Genomic DNA, 20,093 nt, shown 5'->3' with positions numbered 1-20,093 from the left:
CAAATGAAATACACTTTAGCACGATCTGGGCGAATATGCCAGGGTGCCGAGCGGAGGAACATCACGCGGCTGGCCGAAGCGGCAGAGGACGCGCTCTCCGTCAATGCGAGGTACAATAGGGGCAGTGCACGGAGAAAGCGATAGGGGCATATCTATGAGCGGGCCGAAGACGAGTCAACTGGAGATAGAGCGGCGGATCCAGGCACAGCTGGCGGCGCTGCGCCATGATGTGGACCACAGCCGCAGCCGGGCGCGGCGGCGTATCGTGGAGATGCGGGAAGAGGCGCTGACAACCGGCGCGGGATGCCCCGAGGCCGAGGAGGCAATCGCCTCCCTGGAGAGTGCGGCCGAGGAGGCGCTTGACCGGCTCGCTGCGGAATGCGCGTTCACGCCGGCCGCCGTTATGGAAGACTCTGTGACCCGCGCCGAGCACTGCGCCGCCCAGGCGGCCGCCACCGCCGAGGCCTTCTGTGCCCAGGCGGTGGCGCTCTGCGAGCGCATCGGCCGCGCCGCGAGCGCGGCGGACGCCGTTCGCGGGACGCGGGACTTCGCACAGCTCCTGGCCGCGGCGGCAAGCGAGCCGCATGCCGAAGCGGCCGAAGCCGTCGGCAGCGAGGGCAGCGCGGCGAAGGCGGTTGCCGAAGCGCCAGCGGGCGACGGGGCAACCGGCGCTGCCGCCGAACACGTGCAGACCGCGGCGCGGCGGGCTCTCGCGCTCATCGAATCGCCCTACACTCTGGCAGCCGATCGCGCCCTGCTGCTGGAGGCGGCCCCGGCGCTGAACGAGGCGGGAGCCGCGCAGCTGGAGCTGCTGCTGCCGTCCATGGAAGCCGGTGCCCGGGCCATGGCCGACCTGGCAGCGCTCATCGAGGACGCCGAGGAGGAGCTGGCGGCCCAAGGCGTTCCGCATCCCGAGGGGGCCGCGTTCGCCACGCTGGAAGAGGCGGCGGCGCACCTGGAGGCCCTGCGCGCACTGCAAGCCCAGGCCGACCGCAACGCCTACCTGCAGGCGTGCATCGATGCCGTCATGGCCGCCCACGGCTACGACATCGCCCGATCGGTGCGCATGGGCCGCGACCTTGCGGGCAGCCACCGCGTCTTCGGAAGCGCCGAGCAAAGCGACGGCATCCACGCATTCGTATCCGATCAGGGCGACCTCATGCTGCAAGTGGCGGGGCTGCCCGCGGGCATCGGCGGCGTTGCCGAAGGCGGCTCGGTCACCCTGGACGCCGCCGCACCCGGCCCCCGCACCGAGGCCCTCCTGCAAGGCCAGCACGACTTCTGCGCCGTATACGACGAGATAGCGGGAGACTTGGCCGCCTACGGCATCACCAACGCCGTGCGCTACAAGGCAGAACCCGACGCCGCCTTCTGCCGTGAGCTGCACGAGGCATCTGCCGGCACGGCCGCCGCCCAAGCCGCACCCGCCACGACCTCGCGAGCCCGCGAGCGGCGCCGCAAGCGCACCGGGGCTGCCGCCCAGGCGGTGAGGTAGCATGCGGCTGTGCTCCTGCGGCTTCGCCAACGACGATGCCGCACACGTCTGCGTTGCCTGCGGAAACCCCCTTGCGCGCGAAGGAAACGCACCTGAAGATCCTTCGACTGCGGGGCTTCGCCCATCCACTCAGGATGATACAGAAGAGGCGCCCCGACCCGCACCTGACCTGTTGCTGGAAGACCTGCGCGCGGGCACCGTCGTGCGCATCACGGCACCAGGCGGTATTCTGGGGCGCGCCGGCGACTTCTCGCCCGATGTCTTCTCGTCCCGCGTGTCGGGGGTGCACGCCGTGGTGGCCGCAAGCCCCGACGGTCGCTGGACCATCGAGCACACCGGCCGCAACGAGTCGTCGGTGCTGCGCGGAAACGCCTGGTCATCCCTGCATGCGGGCGCACCCCAGCCGCTCTTCGGAGGTGAGACCCTGAAGCTGGCCGACATGGTGTTCCGCGTTGCCGTGGAAGCGCCTGAGGCGGCCGGCTCTTTCGCGGAAGCCACCGCAGCGGCTGCGACCTCGGACGCTGGCGGCGACGCCTCCGCCACCTCGCGCCCCGCGGCCTGCGCCGAAGCCGTCGCCTGGTCGGTGCGCTGCCCCGTCTGCGGCACCGAGCATGCCGTGGCCGACGCCGACGGGCGCGTAGATGCCTGCACCTTCTGCAGCGATCCCTTCGACCGCGCCGCCATCGCCCGCGTATCCGCGCGCCCGCGCCCGGTTGCCTGAGCCGCCATGCGCATCGACCGCCTCTACCACCCCGTGACCACCCTGGGCCCCGGCGCGCGCGTGGCCGTGTGGGCGAGCGGCTGCTCCAAGCACTGCCCCGGCTGCGCCAATCCCGAACTGTGGGGCCCGCGGCCCGAAGCCGACCTGCCGCCCGCGCGCGTGGCCGCCATTCTGAACGAGCTGGCCGCCCGCACCGGCTGCCACCGCATCACCTTCACCGGAGGCGACCCTCTAGAGCAGGCCTCCGAGCTCGCCCAGGTGCTCGAGGCCATCCGCCCCGCCTTCGACGACATTCTCGTCTACACCGGCTTCACCCTTGAAGAGCTGCGGCGCGACCCGCGCATCCCCCGCACGCTGCTCGCAGAAGACCCGGCGGCGGCAAACACCCTGCCGGCAGCAGCCGCCCCCTCGCCGGCCAGCACCCCGCCACCGGTCGCCGACGAGCAAGCCCCCACGCATCACGGCCTCATCGACGTCCTCATCGACGGGCCCTACGTCGCCGCGCTCAACGACGGCGCCTGCGGGCTGCGCGGCTCGACCAACCAGCGCGTAATCGTGCTGAACCCCGCGCTGGAAACCCTGTATCATGACGAGGAGAGGAAACCGCGCCGCGTGCAGAACGCGGTGTTCGACGGCCGCGCCCTGTCCATCGGCATCCACGGGCGCCCGTCCGGAGAGGAACCGCTATGACATCTCCCACCTGGCAGCGCGAGCTGGACAACTTCGTCGGCATCAAGCCCGTCCTCGTCATCGAGGGCAACGTGGCCGACCTGTACCCGTGGGAAGGCCCCGCGGGCGCAACCCAGTTCCTGCCCCTTAACCAGATCCTGCCGGAGCTGTTCGCCGGCGCCGAGGACGCGCGCCCCTACCGCTTCCTGTTCGCCGATCCCCTGCGCGGCATCGGCGACCCCTTGGGCGCAGGCGACGCGCGCGGGCTGGCCGAGGCCGCCCAGGCCCAGGCCGACCGCCTGACCGCCGAGGCCGAGGCGCTGAACCCCGCCCGCGACTCGGCGGCGCGCCAGGCCCCCTTCGCCACCAACCGCCTCGTCCACGACGCGCTGCTCATGCGCGCCGCCCTCTCGCGCAGGCTCGACGCCGGCGTTGCCGAGGGCCGCTCCATCGCCTGCGTGTTTGACCTGGCGAGCCGGCTCGCGTCCTCCCCGGAAGACCTCACCCCCGAGGAGAACGCCGTGTTCATGAACTTGTACCTGGGCGCGGCCGACGCCATCCGGGGCGACGGGGCGCACGTGAACACGCTCGTGCTGGTGGTGAACCGCGCGGGGGACGTGCCCTCGTGGCTCACCCGCGCAAACCCCGATGCGCGCGTCATCGCCATTCCCAACCCCGACCGCCCGGCCCGCGAGGCCTTCATCGAGCGGGCCTTCCCCGACCTGGCCGACCCGGCGCTCGCCAAGGCGCGGGAGAAGCTCATCGACACCACCGACGGCATGAAGCTCGTGGAGCTGGACGAGCTGCGGCGCCTGCACGCCCGCGGCGGCACGACGCCCGAGCGCGTGGCCGAGCTGGTGGACCTGTACAAGTACGGCATCCGCGAGAACCAGTGGGCCGCCATGGCCGACAAGCTGCGCGACGACCCGGCGGCCGCCCTGCGCCGGCGCGTGAAGGGCCAGGAACCCGCCATCGCGAAGATCGTCTCGGTGCTGAAGCGCTCGGTGCTGGGCTTTTCCGGCATGCAGCACTCCTCGGGCACCAAGCCCAAGGGCGTGCTGTTCTTGGCCGGCCCCACGGGCACCGGCAAGACCGAGATCGTGAAGGCCGTAACCGAGCTCTTGTTCGGCGACGAGCGTAGCTACCTGCGCTTCGACATGTCGGAGTACGCCGCCGAGAACGCCGACCAGAAGCTGTTCGGCGCGCCGCCCGGCTACGTGGGCTACGAGGCCGGCGGCCAGCTCACCAACGCCGTGCGCGCGAACCCCTTCTCGGTGCTGCTGTTCGACGAGGTGGAGAAGGCCCATCCCTCCATCATGGACAAGTTCCTGCAAATTCTGGAAGACGGCCGCATGACCGACGGCCGGGGCCAGACGGTCTACTTCAGCGAGACGCTCATTTTCTTCACCAGCAACGTGGGCATCTCCGAGGAGGTGCTGGACGAGCACGGACGCGTGGTGGGCCGGCGCAGCATCGTGCAGCCCGGCGAGCCCTACGATGTCATGCAAAAGAAGGTGCGCGCGGCCATGGCCACCCACTTCAAGCCCGAGGTCTTAAACCGCATCGGCGACAACATCGTGGTGTTCGACTACATTTCTCCCGAGGCATCGCGGCTCATTCTGGAGGCGCAGCTGGCCAAGATCAACGGAAATGTGCGCGCTCGTTGCGGCATCGCGGTGGGCACCGCCGATGCCTTGGTGGAACACCTGCTGGAGCGCGCGCAGGAGCCCGGCGTGCGCGAGAACGGCGGCCGTGGCATCGGCAACCTGGTGGAGGCGGCCTATCTGAACCCGCTCGCCTCCTTCATCTTCGATGCAGGCGTGGAAGCGGGCGATGCCGTGGAGGCCTACCTGGCCGACGGCGATGCGGCCTTCCGGCGCGTCGGCGACGACGGGGCCGCGCCCCTCGTGGGATCGGCCGCCGAGACGGGACGCCTTGCACCCGAATCCACGGCGGGAGGCAGCGCTCGTGGCCGCTAGCAACGACATCTCGCGCGAGCCTCGGCGCGCGGTGGCGCCCACCATCGTGGACGTGGCCGCCACCCTGGTGGACCTGGATGCCGCCTCGCCCGTGCTGTCGGGGGCCGACCTGCCCTTCATCGGCGACGGCGAGCGCGCCTTCACCCTGCACACGGCCGACATCATCGGCGCCGGCGGCCAGGGCACCGTAGTGCACGCCACCGATGAAGCGGGAAACGTCTTCGCCGCGAAGATCGCCTACCAGCCCCATGCCGTGCGCGACCGCCTAGCGCGCCGGGCCATCCTCGGCTACCTGCGCAGCCTTATGACCGACCACCCGCTCGGCGAGCGCCACTTCACGGAAACCCACCTCATGCCGCTGTACGCCACGGGCACCGTGAGCGACGACACGCCGGGGCTCGGCGAGACCACCTACGACGTGGCCGTCATGCCGCTGTGCGACGACCGCCTGGCCCGCGCGCCCGGCGCGAGCTACGAGCTTCTGCGCGACACCGTCATCCCCCAGGCGGCCTGCGCCCTGCACCTGCTGCACGAGCAGGGCATCGTGCACCGCGACGTGAAGCCGAAGAACCTCTACCTTCTGGACGGCAACGTGGTGCTCGGCGACTTCGGCATCTCCTCGGTACTTGAAGAGGGCCGCGACACCTCGGCCACCAAGGTTGACCGCCGCACGCCCGGCTACTCGCCGCACTCCTCGGTGGTGCAGCGCGAGAACGACTGGTACGCGCTCGGCTACACCATCTGGACGCTCTACAACGGAGGGGCGCATCCGCACCAGGCGCTCATCGACGCCGACGACCTGTCGGCGGTGCTCGCCGGCGGCCGCCCCGTGCCCTTCCAGCCGCGCGAGGCCGAGCACGCCTCGCTCGGCGACCTCATCTACGGGCTCACCTACGCCCACGCCCAGGGCCGCCTCGGCTACGACGACATACAACGCTGGCTGGCCGCACCTGATGCCTTCCGCTACCGCGATCCTCTGGCCGCGGCCATGACAGGCCCTGCCGGCTACCAGTTCGAGGGCACCCTGTACGAGAGCCGCCCCACCCTGGTCACCGCGCTGGCAGGCAACTGGCAACGCGCCAAGCGCCACCTGTACACCCACGGGCTGGAAGACTACTTCCGCAAGATCGGCGAGACCGATCTGGCCGTGGCCTTAAACGACATCACCGACCACGACCCCGACACGCTGCCCGATGACGAGGGCGGCAACGAGGACCTGGGGCTGTCGCGGGCGCTTGCGCTCATCGACCCCGCCCGCGCGGCCGCCCTCTGGAAGGGAGAGGCCGTGCTGCGGGGCACCGCTGGCGTCGATGCGCTCTTCCGCCGCATTGCCGCCACACCGCTGGGGTTCTACCGCCTGGCCGCCGACGACGAGGCGGCCCGCGACGTGCTCGGTGTGGTGGCCGTGGCAGGTTATCCCGCGCAGGCCCAGGTGGGTCTCGCCTGGCTGCGCGAGCACGCGGACGCGAATGTGGGCGAGCGCGCCGACCGGCTGCTGGAAGTGCTGGAGGCCACCGCCGGCGACACCGCGGCCGTGCGGGCCTTCGCGGTGCGCTACGGCAGCGACGGCTGGGCGCGCTGGGTGCAGGAAAACCTGCGGCTCTACCACGGCCGCGACGGCGCAGGCGAGCGCCTCGTGCGGGCCGTGGCCGGCGCGAAAGTACCCGAAGCAGCGCCCCTGGCCGACAGTGCCGAGGCCCGTGCCGAGCGAGCGCGCCGCGCCGAGGACCTGGCGGTCCGCACCGAGGCGAGCCCGCACCTGCGCCATATGGGCATCGTGCGCTCGAGCGAGACGGTGGCGCCCGCCACCGCCGGCGGCTACTTCACCGCCGAGCTGTTCGGCCGGCCCGTGCCCCGCGGCTTCGTCGCCCATCTCATGGAAGCCTCGGCGGCCGATGCCGAGGCCGTGGCCTGGGCACGCGAGATGTGCTGGGGCGCCCGTAGTCGCGCCTGTGCCGAGGACGCGCAAGCGGCCCTGGAAGACGCCGCCGCCCAGATAGACGTCCTGGCCGATGCCGAGGGCAAGCACGCGCCCGTGGACGGCCTTTCCAAACCAGCCTTCTTCAGCCGGCTTATCGTGGCCGTGGCCTTCGTGCTGCTCGTGTGCTTCATCATGCCGCGCTTCACCTTCGGCATGTGGAAGGAGGGCGTGATCAACGCCGGGGAACCGCTCGCCACGGCGAGCACCGTGCTCATCTCGCCCACGGGTCTGGGGGCAGGCTCGGTGTACCCCGACGCCCTCATCGACGTGTCGGCCATCCCCACCGCCACGTTCAGCGGCGCTGCCCTCCTGGGATTTCTGGCCGCGGCCTCCGCGGTGCTGGCGCCGAAATTCGCGAACGCCTTTTTCGTCTTGCGCGGCGTGGGCACCAAGGGCCGTACACGGCGCCGGGCCACCGCCCTGCGCAAGGAGGCCGAGGCCATCGCTGCCGGCAAGGGCGTCGCCGAAGGCTGGATATCCGGCGACGAGGAGGGCGCCGTGCCCGTGGCGCGGGACACGAGCGCCTTCATCGCCAAGACCCGGGCGCGCCGCCACCCCGAAACATCGGCCACGGGTCTCTCGAAGGCGCTCTTCTGGGGCGGGGCGGCCGTGGCGGCCCTCGGCATCACGGTGCTCATGGCCCCGGGAATCGGCTACGAGTCGTGGGCGGACCTGGCTGCCGAGACCGGCTGGCCCTTCCTGGAAAACCAGCTGTTATGGGGCATCGGGTTCTGCGGCCTGGCGGTGGTTTCCTTCGCCGTAGTGGCCGTGCTGCGCCGCGAGCATCCCACCATGGTCACGCTGACGCTGCTCTGCCTCGCCTGCGTTCTGCCGTACCTGGCCGTGGGCGCCGGCTTCATCGGCATTGTGCTGTTCGTGCTGTACCTCGTCTTCTCCCTGTTCCGACGTTAGGGGCCTGCCATGAGAAACACTACCGACGACGCTACGCCCGAATCGCTCGCCGCCACTGTGCGACGCCACCAGAACCTGCAGATCCTCGGCACCTTCGTCGGGCTTGTGGCCCTGTGGCTGCTGCTGAACCTGACGCCTGCGCCCCTCTGGGTGTGCGAGCAGTTCGGCCTTCACTCCAACACGCCGGCAAGTTTGCTCGGCAGAGCCTACTGGGATGACTGCTTCGGCGGCCCATTGGGCAACGCCGTGGCCGGCCCCCTTCCGCGCCCCGACGACTTGAGCTACGCCCCCGAAGCCGACCAGTTCCTCGCCGAGCTGGAAAACTTCGCCGCCCGAGAGGAAGCCGCCGAGGAAGCCGCGCCCACGGAAGGCGACCCTGCGGAAGGCGAGCCCCGATGATCATCAGCGCCAGCCGCAGGACGGACATTCCGCGGTTCCACATCGACTGGTTTCTGAACCGCGTGCGCGCGGGCTACGTGGATGTGCGCAACCCGCTGTTCCCCGGACAGGTGAGCCGCTACAGCCTCAGTCCCGCCGTGGTGGACGGCATCGTCTTCTGGACGAAGGATCCGGCTCCCCTGATGGGGCGGCTGGACGAGCTGGCGGCCTACAACTGCTACTTCCAGTTCACCCTCACCCCCTACGGGCCCGACATCGAGCCGGGGCTGCCCGACAAACGCCAGATCGTCGCCACGTTCAAGGAGCTCTCGGCGCGCATCGGGGCGCGGCGCGTCATCTGGCGCTTCGACCCTTTGCTGGTGAACCGCGGTCATACCGTCGACGACCATCTGCGCGCCTTCGCGGCGCTGGCCGGCGAACTGGAAGGGTTCACCGAACGCGTCGTGATCAGCTTCATCGACGACTACCGTTCCGACGGTCGCAGCGTCTACGCCGCCGTGGGCACCACGGGCGTAAGCCGCGACCAGCAGCGGCGCCTGGCCGGGGGCATCGCCGCCAGCGCCCGCGACCACGGCATGACCGTGGCCACCTGCGCCGAAACTATCGACTTAGAATGCCTCGGCATCGAACGGGGGCGTTGCGTCGACGGGCGCTTGCTGGAGGAATTGGGAGCATGCCGGCTCTCGCGCCTGAAAGGGCGATACGAGGCAGTGCCCAAGGACAAGGCGCAGCGTCGGGAATGTTTGTGCACCGAGAGCATCGACATCGGCTGGCCCAACACCTGCGCCCACGGCTGCCGCTACTGCTACGCCACCACCGATGCAGACACCCTGCGACGCAACCTCGCCCAGTGCGACCCGGCCGGCACGCTTCTCTGCGGCGCCTTCGATCCCGCCGTCGATAAGCTGACCGACCACCGAGGCACCGGCGACGCGCGCGACCGCTCCTTCAAGTTCGCCACCGACGAACTCTTCCCCGACCTCTAGCGTCCTGCAAGCACCCGCCACCTGCAAAAAAGCTGCGCCGGCGCCGATCTAGTGACCCTATTCATCCTTCGCCTCATTCATTACTGCGCTCGCGACAGTTAAAACGCCCATCTCCGAAGCGCGCTCTTGCAGCTTCTCTTTCGGGAGAGCACCCGCCGCTGCATGCCCGCGGGCCATGATGGCCGTCTGCGCGTGTACGGCGGCGGTCGGGCGCGCAATTTGATAGACTAGGCGAAACATTGCCGAAAACGCGCGCATGCCGCGCCATCTGCCACCGCGAACGAGGAGAGCCCATGCAGATTACCCCCGCCGAGGTCGCCGAGACCCTCGCTATGGTCTCGAAGCAGAACCTGGACATCCGCACCATCACGTTGGGCATCAACCTGCGCGGCTGCGTGGACGCCGACGTGGATGCGCTGGCCGCCAAGGTGTACGACCGCATGACCACCGCCGCCGAGCAGCTGGTGCCCACGGCCGAGCAGCTGGAGCGCGAGTTCGGCATTCCCATCGTGAACAAGCGCATCTCGGTTACGCCCGTCGCCGAGATCTGCGCGGCCGTCACCGCCGAGGACCTCTCCCCCATCGCGCGCGCCATGGACCGCGCCGGCGCCGAGGTGGGCGTCGATTTCGTGGGCGGCTTCTCGGCCCTCGTGCACAAGGGCGCCACTCGCGCCGATCACAAGCTCATGAACTCCATCCCCAAGGCGCTCGCCACCACCGAGCGTGTGTGCGCCAGCGTGAATGTGGGAAGCACCCGCGCCGGCATCAACATGGACGCCGCTTATCTGATGGCCGGCATTATCAAGCAGGCCGCCGAGCTCACCGCCGATAGGCAGTGTATCGGCGCCGGCAAGCTCGTGGTGTTCTGCAACGCCGTGGAGGACAACCCCTTCATGGCCGGCGCCTTCCACGGCTCGGGCGAGGCCGACGAGGTGGTGAACGTGGGCGTGTCGGGCCCCGGCGTGGTGCGCGCCGTGCTGGCCGACCTGCCCAAGGACGCCGACATCACCACCGTGGCCGAGGCCATCAAGGCCACCGCGTTCAAGATCACCCGCGCCGGCGAGCTCATGGCCCGCGAGGCGAGCCGTCGCCTCGGCGTGCAGCAGGGCATCCTGGATCTGTCGCTGGCCCCCACCCCCGCCGAAGGCGATTCGGTCGCCGAGATTCTGGAGGCCATCGGCGTGGGCCAGTGCGGCGGCCCCGGCACCACGGCGGCGCTCGCCATGCTGAACGACGCCGTGAAGAAGGGCGGCGTCATGGCGTCGTCTTCCGTGGGCGGCCTGTCCGGCGCCTTCATTCCCGTGTCCGAGGACGCCGGCATGATTCGCGCCGCCGAGGACGGGGCCTTGTCCATCGAGAAGTTGGAGGCCATGACGTGTGTGTGCTCGGTGGGCCTGGACATGATCGCCGTGCCCGGCGACGTCACCCAGGAGGCCATCTTCGGCATCATCGCCGACGAGTGCGCCATCGGCATGATCAACAACAAGACCACCGCCGTGCGCCTCATCCCGGCCATTGGCAAGCAGGTGGGCGACCAGCTGGACTTCGGTGGCCTTCTGGGCTACGCCCCGGTCATGCCCGTGAACCCGTATGCCGGCACCGTGTTCGCCCACCGCGGCGGCCGCATGCCCGCGCCCTTGAACTCGCTGAAGAACTAACAGCGAGGCCTGCGGCTTCCCAACTTCGCCGACCCGCCCTCAATTCCCCAGCAGCCCCGCCGCCCCCTCACGAGCGTCGGGGCTTTTCCATATCCCCGTTCGCCCGCTGGCCCGCAAGCCCCGCTAGCCCGTCAGCCCGCTAGCCCGTCAGCTCGCTAGCTCGTTCGCCCGTCAGCCCGTTAGCCCATCAGCCCGCAAGCTCGTTCGCCCGTCAGCCCGTTAGCCCATCAGCCCGCAAGCCCCGCCATCGACACGCCGCGGGGCTTCTCCTTCTGTCCGCAAATCAGCCGAGGGAGTTTTTGCTTGGAAAACGACGGGTAGCGTAGTCCAGCGACAGATGCTTCTTGAGCGGCAACGCTCTGAACGGGCACTATGCCGTCCGACTCCTCACACCCCGCATCAGAACATCCCCGAAAACTACGCTACCCGTCGTTTTCCAAGCAGAATGAGCGAGAAGGAGCTGCCGCTTTGCTCGTTTCCTCGCAAAACCTTGATTCCCCGTTATCAATTTCGTCGCAAGCGCCGCGCACACGCGCTTTTTCCAGCACAACACGCTAGCATGGCTCCCAGAAAACGCCCGCCGCGTGCGGGCTCACCTATTTTCGCCCAAGGAGCGCGCCATGATCAAGACGTTCAAGATGAAGCTGTACCCCGGCATGGAAGAGGAGTACGAGCGCCGCCACAACGAGCTGTGGCCCGAGATGGTGGACATGATTCACGCCCACGGCGGGCGCAACTACACCATCGCGCTGGATCCGGACACGCTCACGCTGTTCGGCTACATCGAGATCGACGACCCTAAGCTGTGGGCCGCCGGCGCCGATACGGCCATCAATCGCAAGTGGTGGGACTTCATGGCCGACATCATGGAGACCAACGAAGACAACTCTCCCGTCTCCACCAACCTACCCGTGCTGTTCCACTTGGATTAGGGCCTCGAAATGAGCATAAACGCACGGTTTTCGTGGTCTCTCCGCTTCGCTCAGGGATTCACGAAAAACGTTTCCCCAGGTCGACATAGGCGACTGGTCGCAATGACGCACTCAAACTACGAAAACCGCCTCTTTTTGCCCAAAAAGTACGAAACGCCGTACGGGCTTCACTATAATTGACTCTCGAAATGCGAACGAGACGGCGAAAGCGAGCGAGCATGCACGTGCACACTCCCATCAAGGTACGGTACGGCGAAACGGACATGATGGGGGTGGTCTACCATGCGAACTACCTGCTGTATTTCGAGGACGCGCGCATCGATTTCCTGAACGCGCTCGATTTCTCTTATGCGACACGCATTGAAGGAGCGGGCTACATGAGCCCCATCCACGACGTGGAAATCCACTACCGCGCGCCGCTGCGCTACGGCGAGGAGGGCTTCGTGCGCACCTCGGTGGCGAAGAACCTGCCCATGCGCACCGTCTACCGCCAGCAGGTGTACCGTGCGGAAGATGTCGTGGAAAACGCAGCGGCCGACAAGGCCAGCGATGCCCCAGACGGCCCGGGCACAGAAGGCACGGCGGCGCCCGCTCGCCGCGAGCCGCTTTTGCGCGAGGGCGCCACGCCTCTCGTGGACGCTCTTATCACGGTATGCGTAGTGGAGCGCGACACCTTCAAGCCCGTCAGCCTCAAGCGCACCTTCCCCGACCTCTACGCCGCCTACGCCGACATCGCAGAAGAGGCCTAAGGCCAGCCAGCTTACTCGCCGTCGATGAGGTGCAGGAGCTCTTCGCGCTTGCCGATGCCGAGCTTGCGGTAGATGTTGCGCACGTGGGTGCGCACGGTGCTGATGGACAGCACGAGCGATTTCGCGATGTAGGCCGGCGTGAAGCCGCGGGCCAGGTAGACGAGCACCTCGCCCTCGCGCGGCGAGAGGCCGTGGGCGGCGGCCACTTCGGCACAGCGGGCCTCCAGGGTGGTGCGCATAGAAGGCTCCGCCGCCGATACGGGGGCGATCGCCGGCGACGCGGCGGAAGAGGCGAACGCGCGCGTCGGCGCGAGAACATCCTCGTCGGGCCCTTCCAAAGCATCGCCGTGCGGCGTTACCAGGCCGACCCAAGCCGTGTGCCCGAGAAACACCAGAAGGGCCGCCACGAACAGGCCCGTGAGCACGGATATCCACGACGAGAAATCGTCGGTCACCACGAGGACGGCGGAGAGGCTCTGCCCCACGAGTCCCGCGCCCGCGACTACGGCCACGGCGAACGAGCAGGCCAGATCGGGCGTTACCTCGCGCCCGTATACCACCGCCAAAAACAGCGCGCAGCCGAGCATGGCGAGCACGATACAGAACAGATACAGCGCCACCGTGGACGCCTCCTGCGGGAACGTGCCCTCAGGAAATGAGCCCAGCACCACGAACGCCGCGCCCAGCGCGGGCACGAGCACGCGGTAGAACCACGGCAGCAGGGGCCGGCGGGCCCAGCAGGCGCAAGCAACGAGCACGACCGCGGCCGCCAGCAGGCCACCCAGGTAAGCGGTCTGCACCACGCCGAAAGCACTGTGGTTGGCCACGTCGGTCATGAAGGCGTACATCGCCAAACCCGCCAGCGGAAGCCATGTCACGGACGCGAGTCGCCTGAGGGGGCCGGAGACTTCAGGAGCGCCAGACGTGTCATCGGCGCTCGAGGAAGAACGGCCTGAGGATACGGGATCTGCATCCGCTGCAGGAACGCCATCAGCCTTGGAGACGCCGACAACTGCGGCAATGGCCCCGTCGTCGGCCCCTTCAGCCTCAAGCACCGCATTCCCAGCGCGTTCATCTCTCATGAGCAGAAGGGGCACCGAACCCGCCACGAGCAGAACGCAGAACACAGGGACGAGCAGGTGCAGGGGAAGCAGGGCGAGCACCCATCCCCCGAAGGAGGCCACGCATCCCACCGACGCGCACACGAGAAGCGCCGCGCCCATGGGGCACGCCACCGCGCAGGCCCACGCGCTCACAACTTCGGGGAAGGCAGCACCCGCCACGACGCCCGCGAGCGCCGCGCCCGCGGGAAGGGGCTCGGGAGCCATCAGAAGCGCCGCGAACAGAAGGGTCGCCACCAAATACGCCCCCACTGCCGCAGGCGTGCGGAAGCGCGATGCGCCGTCGCCTCCAGATGAGCCCAGGGCGCGCAGCAGCCCGACAAGAGCCGAGACCATCGCCGCGAGCATAAAGCAGAAGAGGAAGGTGTCGGCAAGAGCCGCGAACTGAGGAGCGCCGTCGAAGTAGGCAGCAGTGGGCGTGTACCCCAGCAGCGTCACCGCGAAGGCGCAGAGCGCCCCGTAGCGCGGCCGCAGCTTGACCGTCGATGCGACCCGCGGCTTGAACGCGGTCGCCTCTTTCGTCATGGCTCGTCACCTCCTCGCTGCTCCTCGACGCTCCTCCGTCTTTTCGCGATACCCCGCAACGGCAGGATCGCCGCGGGCCGACTCGCAAATGGAGCGTTCTTCCGAGGCCGATTCTAGCACCGTGTCAAAGCCGTTCTCCGAACGGAAGTCACCCGTGTCCAACTCGACAACATCAGCCTCCACCTGCCAATACCTAAAAAGTGCGATGCGGTTACCCAAGAGCGGCGATAGCCGGCGCAAGGTGAGTTCCCTATAGTGAACTCGTTCCTCTTTTGGAGGCGGACTCCCAACGGCACGGCTTTTTTGGGGCCATTGAGGTCGAGCCGTTCCGCCTCCGTCAAGGGCTAACGGGCAGGCGCGCGACATGCGCGGATGTCCGTGGGGCGGCGGCTCTCCTTTCTGGCCGCCGCCCGCTTCCTTTCAGCTAACTCGGACCGGCGGCGCGCTTCAGGGGATACGCGGCGCCAACACAACGGGCCGCCCGCGTCACGAGAGAGACGCGGGCGGCCCTCTTTTTTGCGTCGGCGTGCGGAATGGGTCCGCACGCCGCCACGCCGGGCGATTAGAACGGGCTCGCGTAGAGACGCATGCCATCGGGCAGCCGCGCGAAGCCCTCGGCCTGCAGCAGATCGGCGAGGGGCGTCTCCAACACGTCGCGGGCGTTGAAGTGCTCCACGACGATCTTGCGTCGCGAGGCTGCCGAGCCCTCGCGCTTGAGGGCGGCGCGCACGAAGGCAACAAGCGATGACACCCCCGCCGCTAGAACGGCGGCGTCAGAGGTGAACGCGAGCACCGATTTCAGACGCGGTGCGGCCCACAGCACCGGGCGGCCGGCAGCTATCACCACGAGCGCCCCCTCGCGTCGGGCAGGTTTCGCCGCCACAAGGGCGGCGTCGATGGCCGGAACCTCCCCGGCAGCTTCCCAGGCCACTTCAGGCCAAGGAATGCCCGCGCCGAAGAGGCACGCCGGGTCGTCGGCGGGCAGCACTGTGCAAGCCGCGACGCCGGCGAGGGCATCCTCGTCCGAAAGGCCCGATGCCGCATCGCCAGCTGTCACGCCGTCGGAGGCGAGCGCATGCGCGCGCAGGGCCTCCACCACCTCCCGGGGCGTAAACTGCGCCGGGCCCATCCCCTCCACGAACATGCCGCGGGAAAGCTCGCCGGCATCCTCCATGGCGCGCAGCACCGGGTACAAAGCCGACAGGCCGCCCGGCACCCCAGCGGCCAGCGCGATGTCGCGCGTTACCACCCCGTAGCGGTCGATGAGCGACTCCACGAGTGCGAGCGCCTGCACCGTAGACCCTTCGCCGCATGGCACCAAAGCGCTCCATCGGCCAGCCAGGGCTGCGTCGAAGGCGGCCGCAGCACCTTGGCGTGACACCGCGGCGGCGCGAGCTTGGGCGCGGGCGGCGGCCATGGTGCGCCCGCGGCGGCTCGTCGCCCGCCGGCGCGAGGGCGGGGGCACCTGACCGCCGCTGCGGGCGGCATCGGACGGGGATGCGAGGCCGCCGGCGCGAAGGAGGCCGAGCCCATCGGCCGTGGCCCTGCCGGCCCACACGAGCCCCTCCAACGCCTCGGCCACCTCGCGGCTCGCGGGAGCACGGGGTGGATGCCTCCGCGAGACGGCATCCACCAGGGCGGGAAAGGCCAGTGGCCCCTCAGCCGCAAGCGCGTGGCGCACGGCGGAGTCCAGGCCTGCCTTGCCGTCGTCAACGGCGGCATCGGCGTTCTGGCGCTCGGCAGAAGCAACGCCGCCTCCCCCGTCCTTGGCAGGAGAGGCCCCGATGTCGCCTCCGCTTTCAGCCGCCATATCCGACGGCCCGATGGCGCCCTCTCCCACCCCGGGTTCGGGCACGACCGCCGCCGCGATGCCGGAAGCGGGGTCGGCGGGCAGCGGCGCCAGGGGCGAGTCGGTCGGGAAGAACGACACGAGGTGCGCGCCGCCTACGGTGGAGGCCGCCCACAGCACCTCGCCCGCAGCCACGAGCTCGTCCAACATGGCAGGGCGGTAATCGGGCACGCGCACGGGGAACACGTCGGATTCCCACTGGGCCATAGGCAGCGCCGCGCCCTCGAACTGGGCGATCACCTGGGCCACGCCGTCTATCCCCGCAAGGGTCGGCTGGCCCGGTGCGGCCACATCCTGGCGCTCCAACAGAAACCGCACGTAAGTCTCGGGCGCCACAGGACGCACCGCCTCGCGAGCCCGGGCGAGCGAGCGCGAGCGCAGCCGGCGCAGCACCGCCCCGTCGGCCCAGCGGTCGGCGCCCAGGCGCACCAGGCGCCCATCGGCCGCCAGCCGCTCGAGGGATTCCGACGCAAGGGCCGCGCCGACGCCTGTGGCCGCGGCGGCCTCATCAGCCGAGAACAGCGTGTGCGTGCGGGCGAAGCGCGCCATCAGGCCATCGAGGGGCCGCGTGTCCGAACCTGACCGCCCGCGCTCCGGAAGGGCCCACGAGGGAGTCGGGATGCCGAGCGCACCATGTAGGCGCCGGCCGTCATCGGCCGCCACCCACTTCCGCGCCCCGGCAATAGTCGCGGGAAAGACCCGTCGCTCGGCCTCCAGTGCGGCGAGAATCTGCTTCGCAGCGGAGGCGGGCATCGTCTCGGCGTCGCCCTCAGCTGTCAAGCCGCCGGCACCCATACGCGCGGCCACCTCTTCCGCCGTCAGCGGACCCAGCTCGCGCAGCAGATCGGCCACGCCCTCGGCACCGCACACGCGCCAGCCGGGCGCGGTGCGCTGCAGCTCGGAAAGCACCTGGGCCGTCACCTCGGCGTCCAGTACCTCCTCCACCGCCGGCGCGCCCACGAGCTCGGCGAGCAAGGCCGGATCCACCGCCAAAAGCGACGCCTGCCGCTCGGCATGGGGCAGATCGCCCTCGTAGAGGTGCTCCCCCAGATAGCCGAAGACGAGCGGCGCCGCGAAGGGGGACGGCACTGCGGTGCACGCCTCGCTCACCTTGATGGCGCCGGCCTGAAGAGCGCCCAGTACCTCGCGCAGCCCCGGCAGGTCGAACACGTCCTGCAGGCACTCGCGCATAGCCTCCAGAATGATGGGGAAATCCTCTTCGCGACGCGCGGCCTCCAGAAGCTGACCGCCCTTCAGACGCTGCTGCCACAGCGGCGCGCGCTTGCCCGGGGCTGTCGGCGACATGAGCAGCGCCCGTGCCGCGCATTCGCGGAAGCGGGCCGGGAAGAGCGCGGTGCTCCCCACGCATTCCCGCACGATGGCCTCGGCCTCGTCGGCGTCGAACAGGAACAGCTCGGCACCGTAGAGTTCCCCCTCGGTCATGGGCACGCGCAGCACGATGCCGTCGTCGGCCGCGGCCACCTGCGCATCGAGGCCCCGCGTCGTCATGATACGGTGGCCCACCGCCAAAGCCCACGGCTCGTGCACGCGCCGGCCGAACGGCGAGTGCAGGATGACCCGCCAATCGCCCGTCTCGTCCTCGCACTGCTCCACCACCAGGCGCTTGTCGGTAGGCACAATGCCCGTGCACGCCCGCTGCGCCTGCACGAGCGCCGCGAGATTGCCCCGGGCGTTCTCGTCCAGGCCGTCGGCCGCGAGACGTTCGCGCAAGGGCTCCTCGAGCTGACATTCGCCCCCCGCATCAGCCGTCAGGCCGCCGTCCAGCGCACGCACGAAGGCGCCGCGGGCGCGTCCCGCCTCGAAGGGCCGCCCCACCGCCTCGCCGTGCCAAAACGGCAGCCGCGCCGCGCGGCCGGGGGCCGCCTCCACAACGACCCGGTCGGCGCCGATCTCCAAGATGTGCCAGGTGCTGGTGCCGAGCGCGATGATGTCGCCCACCCGGGACTCCATCACCATTTCCTCGTCCAGCTCGCCCACGCGCCGCCGCCCCTGTTTGGCATCGCCCTCGGGCAGCACCACCGAGAACATGCCGCGGTCGGGAATGGTGCCCCCCGCCGTAACCGCCAAGCGCTGGGAGCCGGGGCGTGGCTTCAAAAGCCCCGTCTCGCGGTCCCACAAGATGCGCGGCGCGAACTCGGCCACATCGCCCGAGCCGTAACGGCCCGCGAGCATGTCCAGCACGCCCTCGAACGAGCGGCGTCCCAAATCGACATAGCAGGCGGAACGCCGCACGCAGGCGAGCCAGCCATCGGCGGGAAGGCCGTCGGGCGCCATGGCCACCGCGGCTACCGTCTGCTGGGCGAGCACGTCCAGGGCGTTGCGCACGAGACGCGTGGCCTCGATGGCGCCGGCTTCCATGCCCTCGGCCATCACCGCGGCGTCGATCACCTCCACCCGCGTACGCGGGAAGATGATGCCCCGCGAGCGGCCGCCCACCTGGTGGTTCGCGCGGCCCACCCGCTGAAGCCCGCTCGCCACCGAGAACGGCGCCGCCACCTGGAGCACCAGGTCGATAGAGCCCATGTCGATGCCCAGCTCCAAGCTGGACGTGGCCACTACGCAGGGCAGCTCGCCGGCCTTCAGCTCGCGCTCCACCTGCAGGCGCTTCTCCTTGGAAACCGAGCCGTGGTGGGCCTTGGCGATGAGCACCGAGGGCTCGGTCACGAGCGCCGTCGTGGAGCCGATATCCGATCGGAAGGCCGCCCCCGGCTCCCCGCCGGCACTGCCCGCAGCCGACCAGTAGCCGGCCGCTTCAGCGTGCGGCGCGTCGAGTCCCAGGCGCTTCGCGTACAGCTCGTTCAGACGCGCCGTCAGCTTCTCGCACAAGCCGCGCGAGTTCACGAACACGATGGTGGAGGTGTGCGCCAGCACCTCATCCAAGATAGCGGCCTCTATATGGGGCCAGATGGAGGCCGTGCCTAGGCGGCTGTCCGGATGCGGCGGGGCGGCCTCGTCCCGCATAACGGCGCGCAGAGCCCGATCCGATTTCCAGGCCTGCTCGACGGGAGCCCGTCTCGGGCCGGTGCCGCGCTCGCGCGCGCCGTCGCCCGCACCGGGAAAGCCCCCGAACGCAGGAACCGCCGTCATATCGCTTACCGGCACGCACACGGACAGGTCGAGGGCCGGGGGCGCCTCGGTTGCCACCACCGTCACCGGATGCACGCCACCGAGGAAACGGGCGATCTCGTCCCGCGGGCGCACAGTGGCCGAGAGCCCGATACGCTGGGCCGGCGCGTCCAGCAGATCGTCCAGCCGCTCCAGAGACAGCGACAGATGCGCGCCGCGCTTGTCGCCGGCGAGCGCGTGCACCTCGTCCACGATAACCGTCTGCACGTGTCGCAGCACATCCCGCGCCGCAGAGGTGAGCATAAGGTACAGCGACTCCGGCGTGGTGATGAGAATGTCAGGCGGGTTGCGCGCGATCTTGCGGCGCTCGTCGGGTGTGGTGTCGCCCGTGCGCATGGCCGTGCGAACTTCGGGCGGCTTCGCGCCATCACGCCCCGCCTGGGCCGCCATGAGATCGGAGATGGCCGTAAGCGGCCCTTGCAGATTGCGATCCACGTCGGCGCCGAGGGCCTTCAGCGGCGACACGTACAGCACGCGCGCGCCGCGAACCCACTTCTTTCCCGCCTCGGCAACCTGCGCCTTCTCGGCCATGAGCGCGTCGATGGCCCACAGAAAGGCGGCCAGGGTCTTGCCCGAGCCCGTCGGCGCGATCACGAGCGCGTTCTCGCCGGCGGCAATGGCCTCCCACGCCCGTTCCTGCACCTCGGTGGGCGCACCCAGTGCATCGGCGAACCATGTTCGCGTAGCCTCGGAAAACGCCCCGAGCGGCGGCGCCTCGCGCGCCCCGCTCACAGGAGCCCCTCTTCCTCGAAGGGGGCCAATGCCGCCTTCAGCGTGAGCTTGCGCGCCGTCAGCTGCTGGTAGGTGGCCGTCCGCGTCTTGTTCTGAGCCCGCAGCGCCTCAAGGGTCGCCGTCACCGATTCCCGCTCCGCCGCCAAACGCCCCAGCGCCGCCTCGAACCGCGCCAACCGCTCGCTATCGACCTGATCAACGGATTCCATTCGCACCTTCCAATTCTTCGCGCTACCTT

13 protein-coding genes are annotated in these 20,093 nt (G+C 69.5%); 10 read left to right on the top strand and 3 right to left on the bottom strand.

Going from position 1 to position 20,093, the window contains the following annotated elements; translation table 11 throughout:
* Nucleotides 1–154 precede the first annotated feature (154 nt).
* From VJ923_RS06890 to VJ923_RS06845, 10 genes are all read left to right on the top strand, one after another.
* Complete coding sequence (locus VJ923_RS06890; RefSeq protein ID WP_326439912.1) at nt 155–1,495, top strand: hypothetical protein; 1,341 nt, start codon at nt 155–157, stop codon at nt 1,493–1,495.
* A gap of 1 nt (nt 1,496) precedes the next feature.
* Nucleotides 1,497–2,216 (top strand): FHA domain-containing protein, encoded by a 720-nt coding sequence (locus tag VJ923_RS06885; RefSeq protein WP_326439910.1) that lies wholly within the window; start codon nt 1,497–1,499, stop codon nt 2,214–2,216.
* Between the two features lie 6 nt (nt 2,217–2,222).
* Nucleotides 2,223–2,906: a 4Fe-4S single cluster domain-containing protein gene (locus VJ923_RS06880; protein WP_326439908.1), complete on the top strand. Its 684-nt coding sequence runs from the start codon at nt 2,223–2,225 to the stop codon at nt 2,904–2,906.
* The gene (locus VJ923_RS06875) at nt 2,903–4,864 is read left to right on the top strand and encodes an AAA family ATPase (protein WP_326439906.1); all 1,962 of its coding nucleotides are present in this window, start codon (nt 2,903–2,905) and stop codon (nt 4,862–4,864) included. The genes VJ923_RS06880 and VJ923_RS06875 overlap by 4 nt, the downstream gene beginning before the upstream one ends.
* Entirely contained in the window at nt 4,854–7,757 is a 2,904-nt protein-coding gene (locus VJ923_RS06870; RefSeq protein WP_326439904.1) for a protein kinase domain-containing protein, read from the top strand. The genes VJ923_RS06875 and VJ923_RS06870 overlap by 11 nt, the downstream gene beginning before the upstream one ends.
* A 9-nt stretch (nt 7,758–7,766) precedes the next feature.
* On the top strand, nt 7,767–8,156 hold the full coding sequence (locus VJ923_RS06865) for a hypothetical protein (RefSeq protein WP_326439902.1): 390 nt from the start codon (nt 7,767–7,769) through the stop codon (nt 8,154–8,156).
* Complete coding sequence (locus VJ923_RS06860; protein ID WP_326439900.1) at nt 8,153–9,142, top strand: DUF1848 domain-containing protein; 990 nt, start codon at nt 8,153–8,155, stop codon at nt 9,140–9,142. Before VJ923_RS06865 ends, VJ923_RS06860 begins: the two co-directional genes overlap by 4 nt.
* 293 nt (nt 9,143–9,435) lie before the next feature.
* Nucleotides 9,436–10,800 (top strand): PFL family protein, encoded by a 1,365-nt coding sequence (locus VJ923_RS06855; protein ID WP_326439898.1) that lies wholly within the window; start codon nt 9,436–9,438, stop codon nt 10,798–10,800.
* Between the two features lie 620 nt (nt 10,801–11,420).
* Nucleotides 11,421–11,732 (top strand): L-rhamnose mutarotase, encoded by a 312-nt coding sequence (rhaM, locus tag VJ923_RS06850; RefSeq protein ID WP_326439896.1) that lies wholly within the window; start codon nt 11,421–11,423, stop codon nt 11,730–11,732.
* A gap of 218 nt (nt 11,733–11,950) precedes the next feature.
* Nucleotides 11,951–12,481, top strand: coding sequence for an acyl-CoA thioesterase (locus tag VJ923_RS06845; protein ID WP_326439894.1), 531 nt, complete (start codon nt 11,951–11,953; stop codon nt 12,479–12,481).
* Nucleotides 12,482–12,492: 11 nt separating this feature from the next.
* Here the strand turns inward: VJ923_RS06845 and VJ923_RS06840 are convergent, their stop codons facing one another.
* From VJ923_RS06840 to VJ923_RS06830, 3 genes are all read right to left on the bottom strand, one after another.
* Nucleotides 12,493–14,127 carry a helix-turn-helix transcriptional regulator gene (locus VJ923_RS06840; protein ID WP_326439892.1) on the bottom strand — a complete coding sequence of 545 codons (1,635 nt, stop codon included), beginning with the start codon at nt 14,125–14,127 and terminating at the stop codon, nt 12,493–12,495.
* Between the two features lie 562 nt (nt 14,128–14,689).
* On the bottom strand, nt 14,690–19,855 hold the full coding sequence (locus tag VJ923_RS06835; protein WP_326439890.1) for a DEAD/DEAH box helicase: 5,166 nt from the start codon (nt 19,853–19,855) through the stop codon (nt 14,690–14,692).
* Nucleotides 19,852–20,064 (bottom strand): hypothetical protein, encoded by a 213-nt coding sequence (locus VJ923_RS06830; RefSeq protein ID WP_326439888.1) that lies wholly within the window; start codon nt 20,062–20,064, stop codon nt 19,852–19,854. Before VJ923_RS06830 ends, VJ923_RS06835 begins: the two co-directional genes overlap by 4 nt.
* Nucleotides 20,065–20,093 lie beyond the last annotated feature (29 nt).

The organism is Adlercreutzia shanghongiae, from assembly GCF_035830635.1.
Taxonomy (GTDB): domain Bacteria; phylum Actinomycetota; class Coriobacteriia; order Coriobacteriales; family Eggerthellaceae; genus Adlercreutzia; species Adlercreutzia shanghongiae.
The sequence above is the reverse complement of the archived record's forward strand: the minus strand, read 5'-3'. Positions and strand labels throughout refer to the sequence as shown.

Coding starts and splice junctions, on each gene's coding strand:
- VJ923_RS06840 (WP_326439892.1), bottom strand. CDS start 14,127: ATGACGAAAGAGGCGACCGCGTTCAAGCCGCGGGTCGCATCGACGGTC.
- VJ923_RS06830 (WP_326439888.1), bottom strand. CDS start 20,064: ATGGAATCCGTTGATCAGGTCGATAGCGAGCGGTTGGCGCGGTTCGAG.
- VJ923_RS06845 (WP_326439894.1), top strand. CDS start 11,951: ATGCACGTGCACACTCCCATCAAGGTACGGTACGGCGAAACGGACATG.
- VJ923_RS06880 (WP_326439908.1), top strand. CDS start 2,223: ATGCGCATCGACCGCCTCTACCACCCCGTGACCACCCTGGGCCCCGGC.
- rhaM (WP_326439896.1), top strand. CDS start 11,421: ATGATCAAGACGTTCAAGATGAAGCTGTACCCCGGCATGGAAGAGGAG.
- VJ923_RS06875 (WP_326439906.1), top strand. CDS start 2,903: ATGACATCTCCCACCTGGCAGCGCGAGCTGGACAACTTCGTCGGCATC.
- VJ923_RS06865 (WP_326439902.1), top strand. CDS start 7,767: ATGAGAAACACTACCGACGACGCTACGCCCGAATCGCTCGCCGCCACT.
- VJ923_RS06890 (WP_326439912.1), top strand. CDS start 155: ATGAGCGGGCCGAAGACGAGTCAACTGGAGATAGAGCGGCGGATCCAG.
- VJ923_RS06885 (WP_326439910.1), top strand. CDS start 1,497: ATGCGGCTGTGCTCCTGCGGCTTCGCCAACGACGATGCCGCACACGTC.
- VJ923_RS06855 (WP_326439898.1), top strand. CDS start 9,436: ATGCAGATTACCCCCGCCGAGGTCGCCGAGACCCTCGCTATGGTCTCG.
- VJ923_RS06860 (WP_326439900.1), top strand. CDS start 8,153: ATGATCATCAGCGCCAGCCGCAGGACGGACATTCCGCGGTTCCACATC.